14 protein-coding genes and 1 tRNA gene are annotated in these 18405 nt (G+C 64.3%); 10 read left to right on the top strand and 5 right to left on the bottom strand.

Going from position 1 to position 18405, the window contains the following annotated elements:
- The first annotated feature begins 211 nt into the window (after positions 1–211).
- The 6 genes from glmM to CGZ88_RS04600 all read left to right on the top strand — a co-directional run bounded on the left by glmM (position 212) and on the right by CGZ88_RS04600 (position 9203).
- Positions 212–1594: a phosphoglucosamine mutase gene (glmM, locus tag CGZ88_RS04625; protein ID WP_101671224.1), complete on the top strand. Its 1383-nt coding sequence runs from the start codon at positions 212–214 to the stop codon at positions 1592–1594.
- 41 nt (positions 1595–1635) lie between these two features.
- The gene (locus tag CGZ88_RS04620) at positions 1636–2283 is read left to right on the top strand and encodes a peptide deformylase (protein ID WP_101671223.1); all 648 of its coding nucleotides are present in this window, start codon (positions 1636–1638) and stop codon (positions 2281–2283) included.
- Positions 2284–2621: 338 nt separating this feature from the next.
- Positions 2622–3980 carry a C45 family autoproteolytic acyltransferase/hydrolase gene (locus CGZ88_RS04615; protein WP_101671222.1) on the top strand — a complete coding sequence of 453 codons (1359 nt, stop codon included), beginning with the start codon at positions 2622–2624 and terminating at the stop codon, positions 3978–3980.
- 27 nt (positions 3981–4007) lie between these two features.
- Positions 4008–5366 (top strand): C1 family peptidase, encoded by a 1359-nt coding sequence (locus CGZ88_RS04610; protein ID WP_026645614.1) that lies wholly within the window; start codon positions 4008–4010, stop codon positions 5364–5366.
- Positions 5367–5459: 93 nt separating this feature from the next.
- Positions 5460–7586 (top strand): APC family permease, encoded by a 2127-nt coding sequence (locus tag CGZ88_RS04605; RefSeq protein ID WP_026645613.1) that lies wholly within the window; start codon positions 5460–5462, stop codon positions 7584–7586.
- Positions 7587–7703: 117 nt separating this feature from the next.
- A complete protein-coding gene (locus tag CGZ88_RS04600) occupies positions 7704–9203 on the top strand; it encodes a S10 family peptidase (RefSeq protein ID WP_101671221.1) in 1500 nt (499 codons plus the stop codon).
- A gap of 151 nt (positions 9204–9354) precedes the next feature.
- On the opposite strand, the gene CGZ88_RS04595 is transcribed toward CGZ88_RS04600, so the two are convergent.
- Positions 9355–10803: a hypothetical protein gene (locus CGZ88_RS04595; RefSeq protein ID WP_101671220.1), complete on the bottom strand. Its 1449-nt coding sequence runs from the start codon at positions 10801–10803 to the stop codon at positions 9355–9357.
- 201 nt (positions 10804–11004) lie between these two features.
- Positions 11005–12138, bottom strand: a complete 1134-nt coding sequence (locus tag CGZ88_RS04590) for a Gfo/Idh/MocA family protein (RefSeq protein WP_081664148.1) — start codon at positions 12136–12138, stop codon at positions 11005–11007.
- Positions 12139–12516: 378 nt separating this feature from the next.
- On the opposite strand from CGZ88_RS04590, the gene CGZ88_RS04585 reads away from it, so the two are divergent.
- The 3 genes from CGZ88_RS04585 (at position 12517) to CGZ88_RS04575 (ending at position 15549) form a co-directional block, all read left to right on the top strand.
- Positions 12517–13167, top strand: a complete 651-nt coding sequence (locus CGZ88_RS04585; protein WP_081664168.1) for a very short patch repair endonuclease — start codon at positions 12517–12519, stop codon at positions 13165–13167.
- Between the two features lie 71 nt (positions 13168–13238).
- Complete coding sequence (locus tag CGZ88_RS04580) at positions 13239–14474, top strand: pyridoxal phosphate-dependent aminotransferase (protein WP_101671289.1); 1236 nt, start codon at positions 13239–13241, stop codon at positions 14472–14474.
- A 106-nt stretch (positions 14475–14580) separates the two neighbouring features.
- Positions 14581–15549 (top strand): Ppx/GppA phosphatase family protein, encoded by a 969-nt coding sequence (locus CGZ88_RS04575; protein WP_026645608.1) that lies wholly within the window; start codon positions 14581–14583, stop codon positions 15547–15549.
- Between the two features lie 42 nt (positions 15550–15591).
- Here the strand turns inward: CGZ88_RS04575 and CGZ88_RS04570 are convergent, their stop codons facing one another.
- Both CGZ88_RS04570 and CGZ88_RS04565 read right to left on the bottom strand, forming a co-directional pair.
- Positions 15592–16314, bottom strand: a complete 723-nt coding sequence (locus tag CGZ88_RS04570; RefSeq protein WP_026645607.1) for a DUF4391 domain-containing protein — start codon at positions 16312–16314, stop codon at positions 15592–15594.
- A 339-nt stretch (positions 16315–16653) separates the two neighbouring features.
- Positions 16654–16729, bottom strand: a tRNA-Arg gene (locus CGZ88_RS04565).
- A 203-nt stretch (positions 16730–16932) separates the two neighbouring features.
- On the opposite strand from CGZ88_RS04565, the gene CGZ88_RS04560 reads away from it, so the two are divergent.
- Positions 16933–17946 carry an endonuclease/exonuclease/phosphatase family protein gene (locus CGZ88_RS04560; protein WP_101671219.1) on the top strand — a complete coding sequence of 338 codons (1014 nt, stop codon included), beginning with the start codon at positions 16933–16935 and terminating at the stop codon, positions 17944–17946.
- 97 nt (positions 17947–18043) lie between these two features.
- On the opposite strand, the gene CGZ88_RS04555 is transcribed toward CGZ88_RS04560, so the two are convergent.
- The gene (locus CGZ88_RS04555; RefSeq protein WP_101671218.1) at positions 18044–18379 is read right to left on the bottom strand and encodes an exodeoxyribonuclease VII small subunit; all 336 of its coding nucleotides are present in this window, start codon (positions 18377–18379) and stop codon (positions 18044–18046) included.
- Positions 18380–18405: the final 26 nt, after the last annotated feature.

Raw genomic sequence — 18405 nt, 5'->3', positions numbered from 1 at the left:
GCGCATATGACGTAGTGGCTGATCCATCTGACGGACCGCGCCATCAGGACGGCGCATCGTCCTCGCTGTGAAGTCTTCGACCGCACGCCTTTCGCCGCCCACGGCAAACGCCGAGGGCGCGGCGGCGGGTGCAGTAGAATCGTGCACGTATGGTCCGGTCGCGGATAATCGGCCGGATCGGTTGTCTGATGCATATCAAGTGAGGATGAATATGCCACGTATGTTTGGAACCGACGGTGTCCGCGGCCTTGCCAATCGTGATCTGACGGCGCAGCTCGCGCTCGACCTGGGGGACGCGGCCGTGCGCGTGCTCGGCGACGACTCCCCGAAACCCGACCAGAAGGCGGGACGTCGGCGTGCCTTGATCGGCCGTGACACGCGAGTTTCCGGCGACTTCCTTTCGAACGCGCTCGCCGCGGGCATGTCCGCAGGCGGCTTCGACGTCATCGACGCGGGCATCATCCCCACGCCGGGCGTTGCGTATCTGACGAGCGTGCTCAACGTCGAGATGGGCGCCGTCATCTCCGCCTCGCACAACCCGATGCCGGACAACGGCATCAAGTTCTTCGCGCGCGGCGGCTTCAAGCTGCCCGACGCGAGGGAGGACGAAATCGAAGCCGTGCTCGGCCAGGACTGGGAACGGCCCCTCGGCGCCGGCGTCGGCCGTGTCAGCCACGACTCGAACACGGCGACGAACATGTACATCGACCATCTCGTCGCCACCGTCGCGCCGGTCGTTGACGGCACGCAGACGAAACCGCTCAAGGGGCTCAAGGTAGTCGCCGACTGCGCGAACGGCGCAACCTCGGTCGTCGCCCCGGAGGCGCTGCGCCGAGCCGGCGCCGACGTCATCGTCATCAACGCGTCCCCCGACGGCTACAACATCAACAAGAACGCCGGCTCGACGCACCCCGAGCAGCTGCAGGCGATGGTCAAGGCCTCCAACGCCGATCTCGGCGTCGCGTTCGACGGCGACGCCGACCGCTGCCTCGCCGTCGACGAGGACGGCACGCTCGTCAACGGCGACCAGATCATGGGCATCCTCGCACGCGCCAAGCAGCGCGAAGGCAAACTCAACCACGACACGCTCGTCGTGACGGTGATGAGCAACCTCGGACTCAAGCTCGCGCTCAAGGAGATGGGCATCCGCACCGTGCAGACGAACGTCGGCGACCGCTACGTGCTCGAAGAGATGCTGCACGGCGACTACAGCCTCGGCGGCGAACAGTCCGGCCACGTCATCAACCGCGAGTTCGCGACGACCGGCGACGGCACGTTGACAGCGCTGACGCTGTGCAAGGAGATCGTCGATTCCGGGCGTTCCCTCAAAAGCCTCGCCGCCGACTTCCCGCAGCTGCCGCAGCAGCTCATCAACGTGCCGAACGTCGACAAGATGGCCGCGAAGACGAATCAGGCGGTTCTCGACGCCGTCGCCCGCGAGGAGGCGCTGCTCGGCGACACCGGCCGCGTGCTGCTGCGCCCGTCGGGTACCGAGCCGCTCGTGCGCGTCATGGCGGAGGCCGCGACCCAGCAGCAGGCGGACGAGGTGACCGCGCGCCTCGCGCAGGTCGTCGCCGACGAACTCGCGCTGTGAGCCGGCATACGAATCATCATCGGAACACGAAAGAGGAAACCATGTTCGGAACGAACAAGCGCGTGGACATCGCGCTCAACAGGGATGTGGAACGACTGCTCAAGTCGGCAAGCAACGGCGTACTGCCGATCGTCGAGGCGGGCGAACCCGTCCTGCGCGCACAGTGCGTGCGCTACGACGGCCAGCTGAGCAAGCACACGCTCGCCAAGCTCATCGAGACGATGCGCACGACGATGCTCGACGCGCCCGGCGTCGGCCTCGCCGCGCCGCAGATCGGCCTCAATCTCGCGCTCGCCGTCGTCGAGGACCATGCGGACGCCGACGACGATCCGCGTGAAATCGCCGAATTCCCGTTCCATGCGATCATCAACCCGTCCTACACGCCCGTCGGTGAGGAGACTCGCTCGTTCTACGAAGGCTGCCTGAGCTTCGAAGGCTACCAGTCGGTGCGCAAACGCTGGCTCGACATCATCGCCCGCTGGCACGACGAGGACGGCAGGCCGCACGAGGAACGGCTGCACGGCTGGCCGGCGCGCATCTTCCAGCACGAGACCGACCATCTGAGCGGAGAACTGTACATCGACAAGGCGGAAATCCGTAGTCTGACGACGACCGAGAACCTCGAGGACTTCTGGTGCGAGGATCCGGTGCCTACCGAAGCGGCCAAGGTGCTCGGCTTCGAGCTGTGAGCACCGCCGACTGCCCAGACGGCATGCGCCACCGATGAAAACGGTGGCGCATACCATTTGGCCAGATGTCGTCGACTGTCCGCCACACGACTATCCGCCAGCCGCCGCCCCTGCGCGGCGCGCAAATTAGTGGCAACGCCGCCACCGTAACCGGTTTCCCATTCGGGATTGCGACGCAGAGCGAAATATATTTCCAAATAAGCCTGAAAAACTTCGATTTTCCCTGTTGCGCGCATGGCGATGAAAAAAACGTTATGCCTTGATAGAAAACACCGCCGACCACCGCGACCGCGAACCTAGCGTGTGCCTTAGCAATCACGAAAGGACGGCGATCGATCATGGCGGAGCTCACCGACGCACAACGCGCGGCGCTCGCGAAGGGCGAGCGCAAGGACATCAACGGCTGGCATTACATCACGGTGCAGGGGGAGCCGTACGAGATCGGATTCGAACACGGCTACCTGCTCGTCGACGAATTCAAGGACGCGATCCGCGTCTACACCCATATGACGCTTGAGACGCTCGGCATGGATTATTCGTTCTTCGTCGAGCAGGCCGTCAAGCTGCACAAGGACAAGATCCCCCAGGAGTATCTCGACGAGATGCAGGGGATGGCGGACGGCTTCACCGCCGGCGGCTTCCCGACGACGCTCGACGACGTGATCGGCTGGAACGCATGGATGGAACTGACCGGGTACTGGTGGCCGCAGGTGGCCGCGCAGTATTCGAACAACCCGCCGATGGGCCCGAAAGGGTCGCATTGCACCGGGTTCGTCGCCACCGGCTCCGCCACTGTGGACGGCCGTCCGGTCATCGCCCACGAAAGCTTCGACGACTTCTGGAGCGGCCAGTACTTCAACGTTTGCGAAATGATCAAGCCGGCGCACGGCTATGCGATGAAGATGCAGACGATCCCCGGCTACATCAGTTCGATGACCGATTTCTACGTGACCTCCGCGGGTCTGGGGATCACCGAGACGACGCTCGCGGGCTTCGTCAGCTACGACGTGGACGGCGTACCTGAATATGTGCGCTCGCGCAAGGCCTCGCAATACGCGAAGACGATCGACGAATGGGTCGCCATCGAAAACGACGGCAACAACGGCGGCTACGCGAACATCTGGATGCTCGTGGATGCCAATACAAACGAGATCGCGCGCTACGAGCAGGGGCTCAAGCATCAGGAGCTGCTGCGCACGAAGGACGGCTGGTTCTACGGGTGCAACGCCGCGCACAATCCGCGCATCCGCAACCTCGAATGCGTCGACAACGGCTACAACGATCCGCGTCAGCAGACCGGCGGCCGCCGCACGCGTCTCGAACGGCTCATGCCCGAGGTCGACGGCCGTATCGACGACGACATGGCCAAGAGGATTCTCGCAGACAAGTTCGACCCGTATCTGGGTTACGAGTGCGCGAGCTCGCGTGACATCTGCGCGCATTACGACGTCGATCCGCAGTACTACGCCGACGATCCGCATGGCGTGTGGAACGTGCCGTTCTTCCCGGGCGGCTCGTGCGACGGCAAATGCGCGGACGCCGAGGATGTCAGGAACATGAGGATGTGGGGCATCTTCGGACGCGCGGACGGCGAGCCCTTCGACGCAGATGCGTTCATGGACCAGCATCCTCAGTGGAATTGGCAGCGCGGGTATCTCAAGAGCCGCCCGAGCCAGCCTTGGACTTTGTTCGAGTAAGGAAACGGTTAGCAGAAAGGATCCATCATGGAACTAACCAAAGAAGATCTGTCAAAGATGGCAGAATCCTACAGGAAGGACACCGCCCAGAAAATCGCCGAGCAGGCCGTCAAGAACAACGGCATCCATGCTTCGAGCGAGCGTGAGAACGTCGTCGTCACCAAGAACAACTTCGTGTTCTCGGTGGACGTGGACGACGAGGCCGTCGCCAACCAGCGCCAGTCCGGCCGCTGCTGGATGTATTCGGCGCTCAACTTCCTGCGCTTCCACATGGAGAAGAAGCTCAAGCTGCCGAAGGGCAGCTTCCAGCTGTCGCAGGCCTACAACTTCTTCTACGACAAGCTCGAGAAGGCCAACTTCTTCATGGAGAACATGGTCAAGTACGCCGGCAGCGACCTTGACGACCGCCGCATCGACTTCCTGCTCGCCACGCCGCAGCAGGACGGCGGCGACTTCGACCCGATCGTCGCGCTCGTCGAGAAGTACGGCGTCGTGCCCGAGGAGGCGATGCCGGAGACGGCGGTCACGAAGAACTCCTCCGAACTGGACGCGCTGCTCAACCGCATGCTGCGCGAGGACGCGTACACGCTGCGCACGATGGTCGCTGAAGGCAAGTCGGACGCGGACATCGACGAGGCGCGCCGTGGCATGCTCTCCGACATCTACCGTGTGCTGTGCGTGAGCTTCGGCGAGCCGCCGAAGACAGTCGACTTCGTGTACCGTGACACCGACAAGCACTACCATGCGGACCGCGGCCTGACCCCGCTCGAGTTCTACAAGAAGTATTTGGGTGATGTCAAGTTCGCCGACTGCATCGGTGTCATCAACCTGCCGGTTGAGGGCATGGAATACAACCAGTCCTACGAGATTGACATGACCGGCGAAGTGCTCGGTTCCAAGCGCCGCTGCCGTTACGTCAACGTGCCGATCGACGTGATGAAGCAGGCGACGATCAAGCAGCTCAAGGCTGGCGAACCGGTGTGGTTCGGCTGCGACGTGCTGCAGGACTCCGATTTCCAGAAGGGCATCATGGCCCTCAACCTCTATGACGTGCAGCGGATGATGGGCCTCGAGTTCAAGCTCGACAAGGGCCAACGCTTCCAGTACAACCAGAGCCTGCCGACCCACGCGATGATGATCGCCGGCGTCGATCTGGACGCGGACGGCAATCCGCTGCGCTGGAAGGTCGAGAACTCGTGGGGCACCACCGCGCACAACAAGCCGGTCGGCCATGAGGGCTACTTCATCATGGACGACTCGTGGTTCACCGAATACAACTACGAGGTCGCCATCCGTCGCGAATACCTGCCGGAAGACGTCGTGAAGGCCTACGACAGCGAGCCGAGGATCCTGCCGTATTGGAACACCTTCAACCCGGAACCGTGATGCCGCGAGGCCTGTACGGGTCCCGTCCATAACCGATGGCGCCGTGCGGCCCCGATCGGGCGGCACGACGCATGGACGTAAGTCAGGGAAAACATGAGTGATAACACGAAATCCAAATCAGGCGCCATAGTCAAGGGCGCCAAAGGAGGCACCGGCAATCTCACGACGCTGGCGCTGATCATGATGAACGTCACCGTGATCGCCGGTCTCGCCAACGATGTGCAGCAGTCGTTCTACGGGCTCTCCTCAGTAACCTTCTTCCTGCTCGGCGGTCTGCTGTTCTTCCTGCCGACCGGTCTTGTGGCGGCCGAGCTCGCATCCGGCTGGAGCCAGCGCGGCGGCATCTTCCGCTGGGTCGGCGAAGGCATCGGCGTGTTCCCGGCGGTCGCTTGCCTGCTGATCCTGTGGTTCCAGACCACTTTCACCTTCGGCTCCGGCATCCCGTCGATGTCCGCGACGATCGGCTTCTTCACGACGAAGTACGATTGGGCCGTTGACTTCGCGAAGAACTCGCACAGCTGGAAGGTGACGCTGCCGATCATGATCGGCTGGCTTGCCTACTACTGGTTCTGCTGCTTCCTCGCAACGAAGGGCGTCAAGACCTTCAGCAAGATCGCGCAGTACGGCGTCATCCTCGGCACCTTCCTGCCGCTTGGTGTCATGACGATCCTCGCCGTCGTCTGGCTGTGCCAGGGGCACGCGCCGGCCATCGACATGGCACCGAGCGCCCTCGTGCCCAAGTGGGAGGGCATGTCGACGCTCGCTTTGGCCGCCGGCGTGTTCTTCTCCTTCGCCGGCATCGACATGAACGCCGCGCACATCAAGGATCTGAAGAAGCCGAACAAGCAGTTCCCGCTCGCGATCTTCGTTTCGATGATCCTCGCGCTGCTCATCTTCATCGTCGGCACGCTGATCATCGCGATGGTGATTCCGAACAAGCAGATCAACCTGCTGTATACGCTGTTCGCCACCTACCGTGCGCTCGGCGCGACAATCGGCTTCCCGGACCTCTATCTGGTGTTCTGCTGGCTCGGCATGCTCAACAGCTTCGCCGCGCTCATCACGAACCTCGCCGGTCCGTCCTACATGCTCGGTCAGGCCGGACGCTCCGGCTTCCTGCCGAAGTTCCTGCAGAACAACAACAAACACGGCATGCCGAGCCGTCTGATGTACACGCAGATGGCGCTGATGACGATCATCGCGTTCATCGTGTTCCTGCTGCCGAACGTCGAAGGCTTCGTCGCCCTGATCACTCAGGCGATCACGATCCTGTACCTGACCTACTACGTGCTCATGTTCGTCGCGTTCCTGCGGCTGCGCTACCAGCAGCCGAACCGTCCGCGCGGCTTCCGCGTGCCCGGCGGCATGGCCGGTGCGTGGATCGTGGCCGGCATCGGCATCCTCGCCTCGGTCTTCGGCATCGTGCTCGCGTTCTACCCGCCGGCGCAGCTGAGCGCCGAGGTCGGTTCCGGCGCGACCTACGATCTGATCATCGTCGGCCTGCTCGCGTTCGTGTTCATCGCATGCGTGCTCATCTACCGCGCGTCGCGCAAGCATGACTGGGCCGATCCGACGAACCAGTTCGCCCCCTTCACCTGGCAGATCGAAGGACTGACGAAGCCGGGCAAGGCGCTGTCCAACATCCCGACCGCGTTGCTGTCCGAAGGTCAGAACCCGATGGGCCTGCCGATCAAGAAGCATTACGACAAGGACGAGATGATGACGGATCTGCCCACCGGCAAGGATCCCAATCAGGGCGAGGCGGCGGCCGCGCTGCTCAAGCAGCAGGGCATCACCGAACCGTCCGAGCCGGCCAAGGTCGCATTGGTCGGCGACCCGACCGTCGGCGTCAAGACGGTGTCCTACGAACCGGAACCCGTGCATACGAATGCTTCGGGCGACATGATTCCACAGCCCACCGCGGCCGATGTCGCCGCGGCCCCGGTTCCCACCGATGCGGCGGCCGATGCTCGTCGTGCCCAGGCCGAGGCCAAGATCGCCAGCCAGAATGCCCATGAGTACCACAATGAGGCCGTAGCCCTTGCCGATGAGGCGAAGGACGATGCGACATTGTCGCAGGACGCCCACCACGTTCAGGTGGACGAGGCTGAAGTGCATGAGGCACAGGCCGCAGTCAAGCCCATTGATTCCATCAACGCGAATCAGGCCGTCACCGACCCGACGAAGCCTGCGGACGACCAGTCGCAGCCCAAGCACTGAGCTCAGGCGTCCCTAATGCGCAGGCGGCTCCGAGAAAGCGGTGCGTCGCCTGCGCGCCAAATTCTTCGGTGCACGGGTTATTTCTTCCCGTGCACCATACAAGCTAAGGAGTATTCCATGGCAGACAACACAGCAACAACCAAGAATGAAGCAAGCGACGGCGAGCAGAAGAAGCCGCTCGAACCGTTGCCGCAGACAGTCACGAAGCAGTACACGTGGACCGGTGCCGACGGCACGAAGATCAACTACACGGCCACCGCGGAGATGATCCCCGTGCGCGCCGACGACGGCACGATGATCGGCCACATGTTCATGTTCTCGCAGGTCTCCGACCAGGAAGACAAAGCGGATCGTCCGGTCACGTTCTGCTGGAACGGCGGCCCCGGCGGCGCATCCTACATGGTCAACATCGGCGGCATGGGCGCCAAGCGCGTCAAGACCGACGGCATGGCGCACCTCACCGGCGTCGGCGAGGTCGAGGACAATCCGTATTCGCTGCTGCCGAGCTCGGACCTCGTGTTCATCGACGCCTTCGGCACCGGCTACTCGCATGTCGACCCGAACTACGACGCGAAGAAAGTGTGGGGAGTCGACGGCGACGGCGATGCCTTCACCCGTGGCATCATCGCATGGCTCACCAAGTACGGCCGCATGAACAGCCCGCACTACCTGTACGGCGAATCCTACGGCACGATGCGCAACGCCGTCGTCTACCGCATGCTCGGCGAGCATGGCGTGGGCGTCGCCGGCGTGACCGAACAGTCGACGATCCTCGATTACGAGCCGACGCTTTCGGGCGAGGACGACTACTATCTGGGCATGTTCCCGGTGTACGCGGCCACCGCCAACTACTTCAAGAAGGCCGGCGTGGGCGTCGACCAGTACGAGTGGTACGACAAGGCCTTCGACTACGCGAACAACACGCTCGCACGCGCGCTGACGCTCGCCGACGCACTGCCGGCAGACGAGATGAAGAAGATCGCCGGCGAGATGAGCGAATTCATCGGCCTGCCCGCCGACTTCATCCTCGCCAAGGGCCTGCGCATCGAACTCGATACCTTCCGCAAGAACCTGCTCAAGGACGAAGGGGAGACCACCGGCCGCTACGACACGCGCTTCACGACCTACGGCTACCCGGACGTGCAGGGCGACAACGAGTTCTTCGCCGGCGAGGATCCGTCCTACGACGCGATCAACGCCGCCTACCTCGACGTCTACATGAAGATGCTCGGGGACATGGGCTTCAAGGGGTATGAGAACTACGAAGGCCTGTCGCTCAAGGTCAACTCAAGCTGGAACTGGACGCATCAGGCGCCCGGCACGATGGGCTCGCCGCAGGTGCCGAACGTCGCCTACGACCTGGCGACCGCGCTGCGCCGCAACCCGACGAGCCGCATCTGCGTGCTCGGCGGCATCCATGACGCCGCGACGCCGTACTGGAACGTGCGTCACGACATCAACAAGCTGTTCCTGCCGCAGGCGCTCAAGGACCGCATCGAATACCATCTGCATTCGAACGGCCACATGCTGTACTGCGACGACGTCGCGCTCGCCGCGGCCGGCCCCGAGCTCAAGGCCTTCTACGACAAGCGCCACGAGGACCAGGCCGCGCAGTGAGGTCTGAGCGCTCCCTCATGAGGGGTCCCTTGTGCCGGCCGGCGCGGTGAACGCGGCCGGTCGAATATGAAGCCGGTGCCGACGCCTGATGGCGTCGGCACCGGCTTCATCGTATCGAGGGCGGCCCATGGCCGCCTTCGGCGTCGACCTGTCACAGGATCTCGGCGAGGTCGGGCCACGCGTCGGGGAAGTCGTCGAGATAACGCATCGCCTCGTCGCGCAGCCCCTGCATGACGAGCAGCCGCTCGTAGACGCGGTTGCGCACGGCGTGCGTCCCCTCATGGCGGTAGATCTCGACGATGCGCGCCACCTGGTCGCGCCATTCGCGGTTCGTGCTGACATGCCGTAGATTCGTCAACGCCGGCATCTCATCCTCGTCGAAGGAGGACAGCACGCGCTCGCGGTACAGGTCGCGCAGCCGCGCACGGTCGTCGAGAGCCTGCAGCGCCACCTCCTCAAGCGACTCCCAATCATAGGGGACGAGCTCATCGGGGAACATGACGAGGAACGGCGCGCTCTGGTCGGCGACCATCGTCGACGTGAACTCGAACAGGTCGTTCCAGCGGCGCGCATGAATCAGCCGGGCCGCGTACGCGTCGCCGAGCGGCGACGTCGTCGCATGTTCGCGCAGCAGCGCGTCCGCGCCGTCCACGTCGCCGCTCATGCGCATCAGGTCGTGCCGCAGCAGCAGCACCGCCTGACGGAAACGGTAGTGCGCGTGCAGCTCCATGTCCTGACGGTCGGGTTGCGAATCCGACCGGCTCGCCTCGTACAGGTCGTCGGCGAGTCCGGACAGGTCGGCGAGCTCGAAGGCGTATTCGTCGTCGATCATCGAACGGAAGCGCGCATCCTCGTCGGCGGTCTCGCCGTAGCGGCGCGCCATCGCGTCCATGCTCGCGAGCGCCGTGTCGAGCGTCTCGTACGCGTGCACGCAGGTGTCGTCGTATCGGGCGAAGGACAGGCAGCAGGAGAGCAGTTCAATCATCGGCATCGGGTTGATGCGGAAATCCTCGTTGCAAGCGACGGCCGTGACCATGCGCAGCGCCTGCGCGCCGACGGACGGGTCGGCGTGGCTTGCGACGGCGTCGAGATAGATGCGCGTGATCTGCAACAGCTCCTTAAGATATTCGAGTCCCTCCTGATTGCGGTCCTCGCACATGCTCAGAAAACGCGCCGTCAGTTCGATTGCGCGGCACAGGTTGCGAGTGCCCTCGAGCCAGCGGCTGCTGCCGGTCGCGTTCGCGACGACCGCGTCGACGCCGGCGAGCGCCTGCGACTCCAGACGGAATGACGGCATGTCGGCGCGCGGCACGTCGATGCCGTCGGCGGTGCGCCGCGCGTTCGGCGTGACGGCGGCGATGCCGTCGAGATACCAGCGCATCGGACGGTCGATGATCTGTTCAGCCTCGTCGGCGGGCGCCACCGGCGTGTCGGCGCGCAGCGCATCGTCGTGCCGTGCGCAGGTGCTGATCGTCGGATCCCACAGGAAGGTGGGGCCGTCGAAATCATCGGCGAATCCCCACTCATGGTCGACGAAGTCCTGCATTTGCGCGAGCTCACGGTATTTGAGCAGGCCAGGGCGTTCGGCTCGCATCGTCATGTGTTCCCTCCGCTGCAAAAGTCGCGGTTTCGTAACACGCGATAACGACTGCGCGTGCTTGCGCGCGGATGCGCACAACGTCACGCTAGCAGCTTCCGGATGATCGTTTCGCGGGTTTTCTACATTGTGTACCCGGGCATCTCACTATTCGTCGATATCGCTGTATGCTGTGGATGTTGCGGATGCGCGCGCGGGCGCGCGTCAGCGGACGTCCGGCTCGAAGGGGTAGCGCAGCTGCCAGCGCTCGCGCAGCGTGTCGGTGAGCGCGAGCATGCGCAATGTGTCGGCATGCAGCATTTCGATGCAGTCGCGGCGGCCTGCGCGGATTGCGCGCACGGCGGCCGCGACCTCGTATTCGTAACCGGTCAACTGCGCCGGCATGTCGATGTGGTCGAGGAGCGTGTGGTCGGCGGCGTAGACGTCGACGGCGCTCACGTTGTTGATGTTCGCGCATTCGACGTAGCCGTTCGTGCCTCGAATGTGGCCGGCGCGGTCGGATGCGCACATCATCGACGACGTCGCGTTCGCCATCGTGCCGTCGTCGAAGTACAACGTCGTCGCGTTCTGCGCGTCGACGCCGGTCGGCATCGGCGTCATCGACGTGACGATCTTCGTGATCTCACGGCCGCCAATGACCATGTCGATGAAATTGAGCGGGTAGACGCCGACGTCGAGGAGCGCGCCGCCGGCCAGTTCTGGGTCGGTCAGCCGCTTCTTGTGCGTCATCGGATAGCTCAGGTCGGCGGCGATCGACGTGATCGCGCCGATCTTGCCGGATGCGACGATGCGGTCGATGATGAGTCGGGATGGCATGAACCGCGTCCACATCGCCTCGCCGCAGAAGCGGTTCGTCGCCGACGAGACGTTGAGCATGCGCCGCGCCTCGTCGACGTTGACGGCGAAGGGCTTCTCGACGAGCACATGCTTGCCGGCACGCATGCAGGCGGCCGCCTGTTCGGCGTGCAGCGAATGCGGCGTGGCGATGTAGACGAGATCGACGTTCGGGTCGGCGAGCATGTCGCGGTAGGAACCGAAGGATGTGTGCAGACCGAACTGCTGCGCGAAGGCGCGCGCCTTCGCGGCCGAACGCGACGCGACGGCGTACGGCGTGACGAAGGAGACGTAGCGCGCGTCGGCGGCCATCATCGTCAGCGTGCGCGCCATCGTCTGCGCGATGCGTCCGGCGCCGAGGATCGCCACGTTGAGCGGACGCTCAACGGTTTCGGTGCCGGCTGCGACGGCCGTCTGGGCTGCGCTGTTGGCCGGCGTGAGGTCGGTCGGCGATGGCGTGTTCACGGGAAGCGGGTTCGTGTTGTCGTGGATCGTGTCGGTCATCTCAGGTCCTTTGGGTCGGTGTCGGTGCCGTCGCCGGCGCGCCGCCGCAGCGTGCCATGTCGGCGCGTCGTGCGTTGCGCACGTCGTCGCCGCGGTGCGTCGCTGCGGATGCTACGGTCGTCGTATTGTTCTGATTTCTACGCTAGCGCCTCCTCGAAGCGCCGTCCATGTTGTCTGCGAGCGCAAAAGCGGCGGCCACTGCGCACAAACCAGAATATCGCCCAACGGCGTCTGTGCGCGTTCGCGGATTGCTGAGGCTGCGTGCGTCGCGGATGCGGCAGGCATATGGATGCGGGGTGCACTGGTCGGTCGGATTGATCGATTGGGTCAATCGGTCAGATCGATCAGGAGGGCGGTTAGGATGGCGGTGTGGGCAACATGACGGCATCGGCGCAGACGAAATCGGCGGAAACGGAATCAGCGCAGGCGAAATCGACACAGCAGAAATCGACACAGACGAAATCAACGCGTCGGCAACGGGAATTAACGGAGAAGCCGCGATACGCGAAAGGCACGCGCAGCTACACGATGTCGCGCATCCGCGGCAAGGACACGTCGATCGAACGCATCGTGCGCAGCTATCTGTTCGCCCACGGCATGCGCTTTCGCAAGAACGACAAACGCTATCCGGGGCATCCGGACGTCGTGCTGCCGAAATACCGCACGATTGTGTTCGTCAACGGCTGTTTTTGGCACATGCACGAAGGCTGCGGCAACCATACGATGCCGAAAACGAACACGGCGTTCTGGCGCGCGAAGCTGCAACGCAACCGCGAGCGCGACCGCCGTCAGCACGACGAACTGCAGCGCATGGGATGGCACGTCATCGATGTGTGGGAATGCGAACTCGGCAATGCGATGCGCGCAAGCCGACTCGAACGTCTCGTCGAGCAGATCGTCGCCCACGCGCCGGTGGGCGCAAGTGGTGGCACAATGAATGCAGCGGAGCACATACAGCATCAACAGACGGCCGCCCGTAGCGAACACGACGGCACAGGTGAAAACGGCGAGAACAAGGAGACGACATGACGGATGGGGCGCGCGCTGACGACACGACGCAGGTCGACGCAAACGGGCAGCAGACGTTGGACGAAGAGGTCATGCATGCGGCGGTCGGCACGACGCAGCCGCTGCCGCAGCCGAAACTGTCAAAACGTGCGCGCGAAGTGCACCCGTTCCGTGCGATGCAGATCGGCGAACGCGCGAACGTCATGATCGCGGCGGGCGACGACATCATCAAACTCAACGTCGGACAGCCCGACTATGGCGCGCCCGAACCGGTGCGTCTGGCGATGCGCGACCTGTACGACGGCCGTCCCTTGCCGTATACCGAATCACGCGGACTGCCGCAGCTGCGTGCGCGCATCGCGCGATTCTACGCGCAGCAGCACAATGTAAACGTCGACCCCGAACGCATCGTCATCACCGAAGGCGGCTCGTCGGCGCTGCTGCTCGCGGCCGCGCTCACCGTCGACGACGGCGACGAAGTGATCATCGCCGACCCCTCGTATCCGACGAACCGCGAACTCGTGCGCTCCTTCGGCGGCGTCGTCGTCGACGTGCCGACGAGCGCGGCGACACGGTTCCATCTGACGCCGCAGTTGCTCGACGACTATTGGTCGAAGCGCACGACGGCCGTCATGGTGACGTCGCCGTCGAACCCGACCGGCACGACGATCCAGGAGGACACGCTGCGCGCCGTGTGCGACTACGCGGCCGAACGCGGCGCATGGCGCATCGTCGACGAAACGTACCTCGACCTCGCCGACGTCAACCCCGACGGCAGCCGAGTGCCCTCGGTGCTCAGCATCGACGCGAACGCAATCGTATGCAGCAGCTTCTCGAAATACTTCGGCATGACCGGCTGGCGTCTCGGATGGCTCGTCGTGCCCGACAACGTCGTCGACGCCGTCGACAGGCTCGCGGCGAACTTCTTCCTCAGCGCGCACACGCCGACGCAGATGGCGGCGATGGCATGCTTCGACGACGAGGCGCTTGCGGTCGGCGAACAGCGCAGGCTTGAGCTGCTCGAACGGCGCAGCATCGTCGTCGACGGACTCGCCGATCTGGGACTGCCGGTCGACGTCGCGCCCAACGGCGCCTTCTACGCGTACTTCGACGTGAGTTCGACGGGACTAACGGCCACCGAGTTCTGCGAACGTGCGCTCATGGAAGCGCACGTCGCACTGACGCCGGGCGCCGACTTCGGCGAGGCGACCGCAGACACCCATGTACGGCTGTCGTACGCGGCGTCGCGCGATGCGCTGCGCGAGGGACTCAAGCGCCTCAAGGCATTCGTCGACGGGCTGCAGAAAGCGACGGCCGACGGTCGGTAGGTCGGCGACGACGAATTGGCAGAAAAATCGGTGGAACATCGATTAGGAAGAATCGATCGGAAGAGAAGAGCAAATATATGAAATATATGAACGAAGAAGAGGACGCATGGCGCATCTGAAAACGCATTCCACCCGACTCGGCGTACTCGACATCGGATCGAACACCGTGCACATGCTCATCGTCGACGCCGCCGTCGGCTCAAGGCCGGAACCGGAGGCGAGCACGAAGACGACGGTGCGGCTTATGGACTTCGTCAAAGAGGACGGCGCAATCAGGAAAGCCGGCATCGAAGCGCTGCTCAACGCCGTCGACGAATCAATGCAGCTCGCCGAACAGTATCAGATCTCGCAGCTGCTCGCGCTCGCGACGTCGGCGATCCACGACGCGCCGAACGGCAACAAGATCCTGCATCGGATCGAGGAGATCGTCGGACAGCGCATCACCGTGCTTTCCGGAGACGACGAGGCGAGGCTCACGTTCCTCGCCGCGCGCCGCTGGTACGGGTGGGACGCAGGACGGCTGCTCGTCATCGACATCGGCGGCGGCTCGCTCGAAGTGGCACTCGGCTCCGAGGAGGAGCCGTCGGTCGCGACGAGTGCGCGCATCGGCGCCGGCATCGTCACACGCGACTATCTTCCCGGCGGCATGGCGACGCCGAAGGAACTCGAAACGGCGCGCAAGAAGGTGCGCAAACGCATCGCCGACGTCGTCGCCGCGATTCCGGCCGAAGACTACACAAGCCACGCGGTGGGCACGTCGAAGGCGATTCGTTCGCTCGCGCGGCTCGCCGGGTCGGTCATCCATCAGCCGGGACGCGAGGACGCATTGTCGGTGGAACGCGAACAGCTCGAGGATTGGCTGCCGCGGCTGGCGAGCATCGAGCCGGCACAGCGTGCCGCATTGCCGGGCATCACGCAGGACCGCGCCGGGTCGATCGTCGGCGCGGGCATCGTTGCCGTCGAAATCATGGACGCGCTCGGCATCAACGAAATCGAAGTGTGCCCGTGGGCGTTGCGCGAAGGCGCGATCCTGCGGTGGCTCGACCAGTACGGGCGCACGCGGCTCGGATTCTGAGGTGATGCACAGTGCGCGTTGGCGGCGCGGCGGTCCGACGACTCAGTTTGTGAGCGTGGCGAGTTCGTTCTTCGCCCTGTGCAGCTTGGCGTAGATCTCGTTGCGCTGGGCAGGCGACTTCGCGCGCGCATGGTCGGCGGACAGTTTCACGACGGCCGCCTCAAGCTGACGGATCCGTTCGGTGCGGGCGATGCGCGCGTCCACGTCGTCGAAATCGGTGGAGCCGAGGATGATTTGCGAGCACAGCGACGCCCACAGCTCGTCCATCGTCGAGCCGTTGACGTCAAGGAAGGCTTCGCCGCACGGCTCCCACGGGCCATGGAAGACGCGGAAGGTCGGCGTGTGGCCGGCGCGGCCCGGCAATGCCCGGCGCACGGCGAACTGGCATTCCTCACGAGTCATGCCCTCGTAGTCGACGGTGCGCACGACGGCGAAGACGATGCCCGACTTGCGTTGCGCGGCGATGAGTTCGACGATGTCATCCGGCGTCTCATGCACACCGTCGGCGAGCTTGAGACCGAGGACGAGGATCTCCGGCATGCGCGCGCTCGCATCCAGGCCGGTGTTCGACGGGCGCAGCAGCGCGAGCATCGTGATCGCGCCGACGGCGTGCACCAGATGCTGCTTCGTCTTCGCGGAGAGGGGAGCGGACGCCTTCGCGGCGAACAATCCCTTCGGCAGGGCGCCTTTGGCCGCCGGGAACGCGGTAGCGGGGGAGAGCCCCAGCGTCTCGGCGGTCAGTGAACCACATGCGGCCATCGTCATCGTGGGCCTTCTTTCGTAACGGATGATGCGTAACGGATGCTGCCATCCACTGTACCGTCGTGCGGGAGCGGCGGACCGCGGCATCTCATGTTCGAAGTGCGTTCGCGAACACCCACCGCCCGCTCGTTCGCGATCATCACGGCCGTATCGTGCACCGGTCGCGTTCGCTGGTGTCGTCGTTTGCGAACGCCGGAGGTGTGGGAGGCGCCGGTTACGTTCGCTGGTGTCGTCGTTTGCGAACGTCGCGGGTGTGGGGCGCGGCGGTTGCGTTCGCTGAAGTTGGCGAGGATTGGGACGGAGACGACGAAGCCGCGCCGGCGAATGGGCCGACGCGGCTGATGGTGCCCCAGACGCGATTCGAACGCGCGACACCCGCTTTAGGAGAGCGGTGCTCTATCCACTGAGCTACCAGGGCGAACAACCCGACATTATACACACCATCGTGCACGCGGTACAACCGGACGTCGGGGCACGCGGAAAAATCAACCGTGCGAACGATACGCGCACGTCCTGCGCTCGAATAGTGTGGAACACGTCGCGCAGATAAGCAACGCGGCAGACACCAGCAGGCATCAACATCAACAGATTCACCGACCCCACCCACACCGAAGGAGACGCATGACACGACACAGGCATCCGATTCTGGCGGCACTCGCGGCACTGCTCGCGATCGTCGCGTTGCTCGGCTGTGTGGCGCGGCTGCTGCCCGAGGACATGCAAACGTTGCCGTACGTGCCGTATGTGATTGCGTTGTCGCCGTGGTTCGCGCTCGTCGCGCTGATCGCCTTCATCCTCGCCTGCATCTCGCAGCGCTGGTTCACGGCGATCGTCGCCTGCGCGTGCATCGCGCTGCAGGTGTGGTGGCAGCTGCCGTATTTCCGCGCCGGCCGTCCGCTCAGCGGCGCCGCAACGTCCGCCGTCGCTCAGGTCAAGCCGTCCACCGACGACGCCTACGCGCGCGTCATGACGTGCAACGTATACAAAGGACAGGCGAACGCGCGCGACATCGTCGACGCCGTGCGCGACCAACGCGTCGAGGTGCTCGCGCTGCAGGAGACGACCGAACCGTTCCTCAAGGAGCTCGCGAACGCCGGAATCTACGATTATCTGCCGTATTCGACGGTCGGCTCGGCGGACCACTATTTCGGCAACGCGTTGTTCTCGGCGGCGCCGCTCGACTCGCCGACGGACGCCGAATTCGATTCGAGCGCATCCGACATGCCCGCCGGCACCGTCGCGTTCGACGGCGGTCGCCTGCCCGTCCGTTTCGTCAGCGTGCACACGACGTCGCCGAGCGCGTCCACTTGGGACCTGTGGCGCCGTTCGCTCAACGAGATGGACACGCTGCGCTCGCGCACCGACGTGCGGTACGTGCTGATGGGCGATTTCAACGCGACGACCGACCACGCCGCATTCCGCAGACTGCTCGGCGAACGTTTTCAGGATGCGACGATGACGAGCGGCCATGGCATCGTTTTCACTTGGCCGTCGGACAAGCGTCCGGCGCCCGCCGCCGTCGGCATCGACCATATCGTCACCGAACGCGACGTGCGCGTTGGGCAGATCAAGACGATCCGCATTCCCGGCGCCGACCACGACGCGCTGCTCGCGACCCTCGAATTCGCGCAGTAGAAGCGCGGAACACAACGGCAAACAGCGGCAGGGGGCGCATACGACGATCGTCGTATGCGCCCCCTGCCGCGTTACGCTCTCCTGCGCGAACGTCGTTCTACCGCAGATTCGACTGCGTGCCTGCCGTCGCCGCGGTCTGCGCCTGCTGCGCCTGTGCGGCGTCGAGCTTCGCGCGCACCGCGTTGAGCAGTGACTGCGCACGCTGGGCGAGCGCCTCGCCGATCTCCCACTGCCGCATCGACTCATCGAGGTTTAGGCCGCCGTTCTCGAGCGCGCGCACGGCCTGCATGAGCTTGTCGCGCGCCTCCTCGTACGGCATGTTCGCGATGATCTCGCGTTCCTTCGCCGTCAGGCTCGACGCAATCTGCGGCTGCTCGGCCGCCGTGTCCTCGCTCGTCTCGGTTTCGGTGACTTCGATGGTTTCCTCCGCCATGGCTGCTCCTTCGTGCTGATTGATGA

This window comes from Bifidobacterium anseris, from assembly GCF_002860345.1.
In the GTDB taxonomy this organism is placed as follows: Bacteria; Actinomycetota; Actinomycetes; order Actinomycetales; family Bifidobacteriaceae; genus Bifidobacterium; species Bifidobacterium anseris.
Note: the sequence above shows the minus strand (reverse complement) of the source record. Positions and strands in the feature narration are given on the sequence as shown.

What these genes read in the sequence shown, in the direction of transcription:
- CGZ88_RS04610 (WP_026645614.1), top strand. Translation starts at nt 4,008, where the DNA reads ATGGAACTAACCAAAGAAGATCTGTCAAAGATGGCAGAATCCTACAGG.
- CGZ88_RS04585 (WP_081664168.1), top strand. Translation starts at nt 12,517, where the DNA reads ATGACGGCATCGGCGCAGACGAAATCGGCGGAAACGGAATCAGCGCAG.
- glmM (WP_101671224.1), top strand. Translation starts at nt 212, where the DNA reads ATGCCACGTATGTTTGGAACCGACGGTGTCCGCGGCCTTGCCAATCGT.
- CGZ88_RS04575 (WP_026645608.1), top strand. Translation starts at nt 14,581, where the DNA reads ATGGCGCATCTGAAAACGCATTCCACCCGACTCGGCGTACTCGACATC.
- CGZ88_RS04615 (WP_101671222.1), top strand. Translation starts at nt 2,622, where the DNA reads ATGGCGGAGCTCACCGACGCACAACGCGCGGCGCTCGCGAAGGGCGAG.
- CGZ88_RS04590 (WP_081664148.1), bottom strand. Translation starts at nt 12,138, where the DNA reads ATGACCGACACGATCCACGACAACACGAACCCGCTTCCCGTGAACACG.
- CGZ88_RS04560 (WP_101671219.1), top strand. Translation starts at nt 16,933, where the DNA reads ATGACACGACACAGGCATCCGATTCTGGCGGCACTCGCGGCACTGCTC.
- CGZ88_RS04605 (WP_026645613.1), top strand. Translation starts at nt 5,460, where the DNA reads ATGAGTGATAACACGAAATCCAAATCAGGCGCCATAGTCAAGGGCGCC.
- CGZ88_RS04600 (WP_101671221.1), top strand. Translation starts at nt 7,704, where the DNA reads ATGGCAGACAACACAGCAACAACCAAGAATGAAGCAAGCGACGGCGAG.
- CGZ88_RS04595 (WP_101671220.1), bottom strand. Translation starts at nt 10,803, where the DNA reads ATGACGATGCGAGCCGAACGCCCTGGCCTGCTCAAATACCGTGAGCTC.
- CGZ88_RS04555 (WP_101671218.1), bottom strand. Translation starts at nt 18,379, where the DNA reads ATGGCGGAGGAAACCATCGAAGTCACCGAAACCGAGACGAGCGAGGAC.
- CGZ88_RS04570 (WP_026645607.1), bottom strand. Translation starts at nt 16,314, where the DNA reads ATGACGATGGCCGCATGTGGTTCACTGACCGCCGAGACGCTGGGGCTC.
- CGZ88_RS04580 (WP_101671289.1), top strand. Translation starts at nt 13,239, where the DNA reads ATGCATGCGGCGGTCGGCACGACGCAGCCGCTGCCGCAGCCGAAACTG.
- CGZ88_RS04620 (WP_101671223.1), top strand. Translation starts at nt 1,636, where the DNA reads ATGTTCGGAACGAACAAGCGCGTGGACATCGCGCTCAACAGGGATGTG.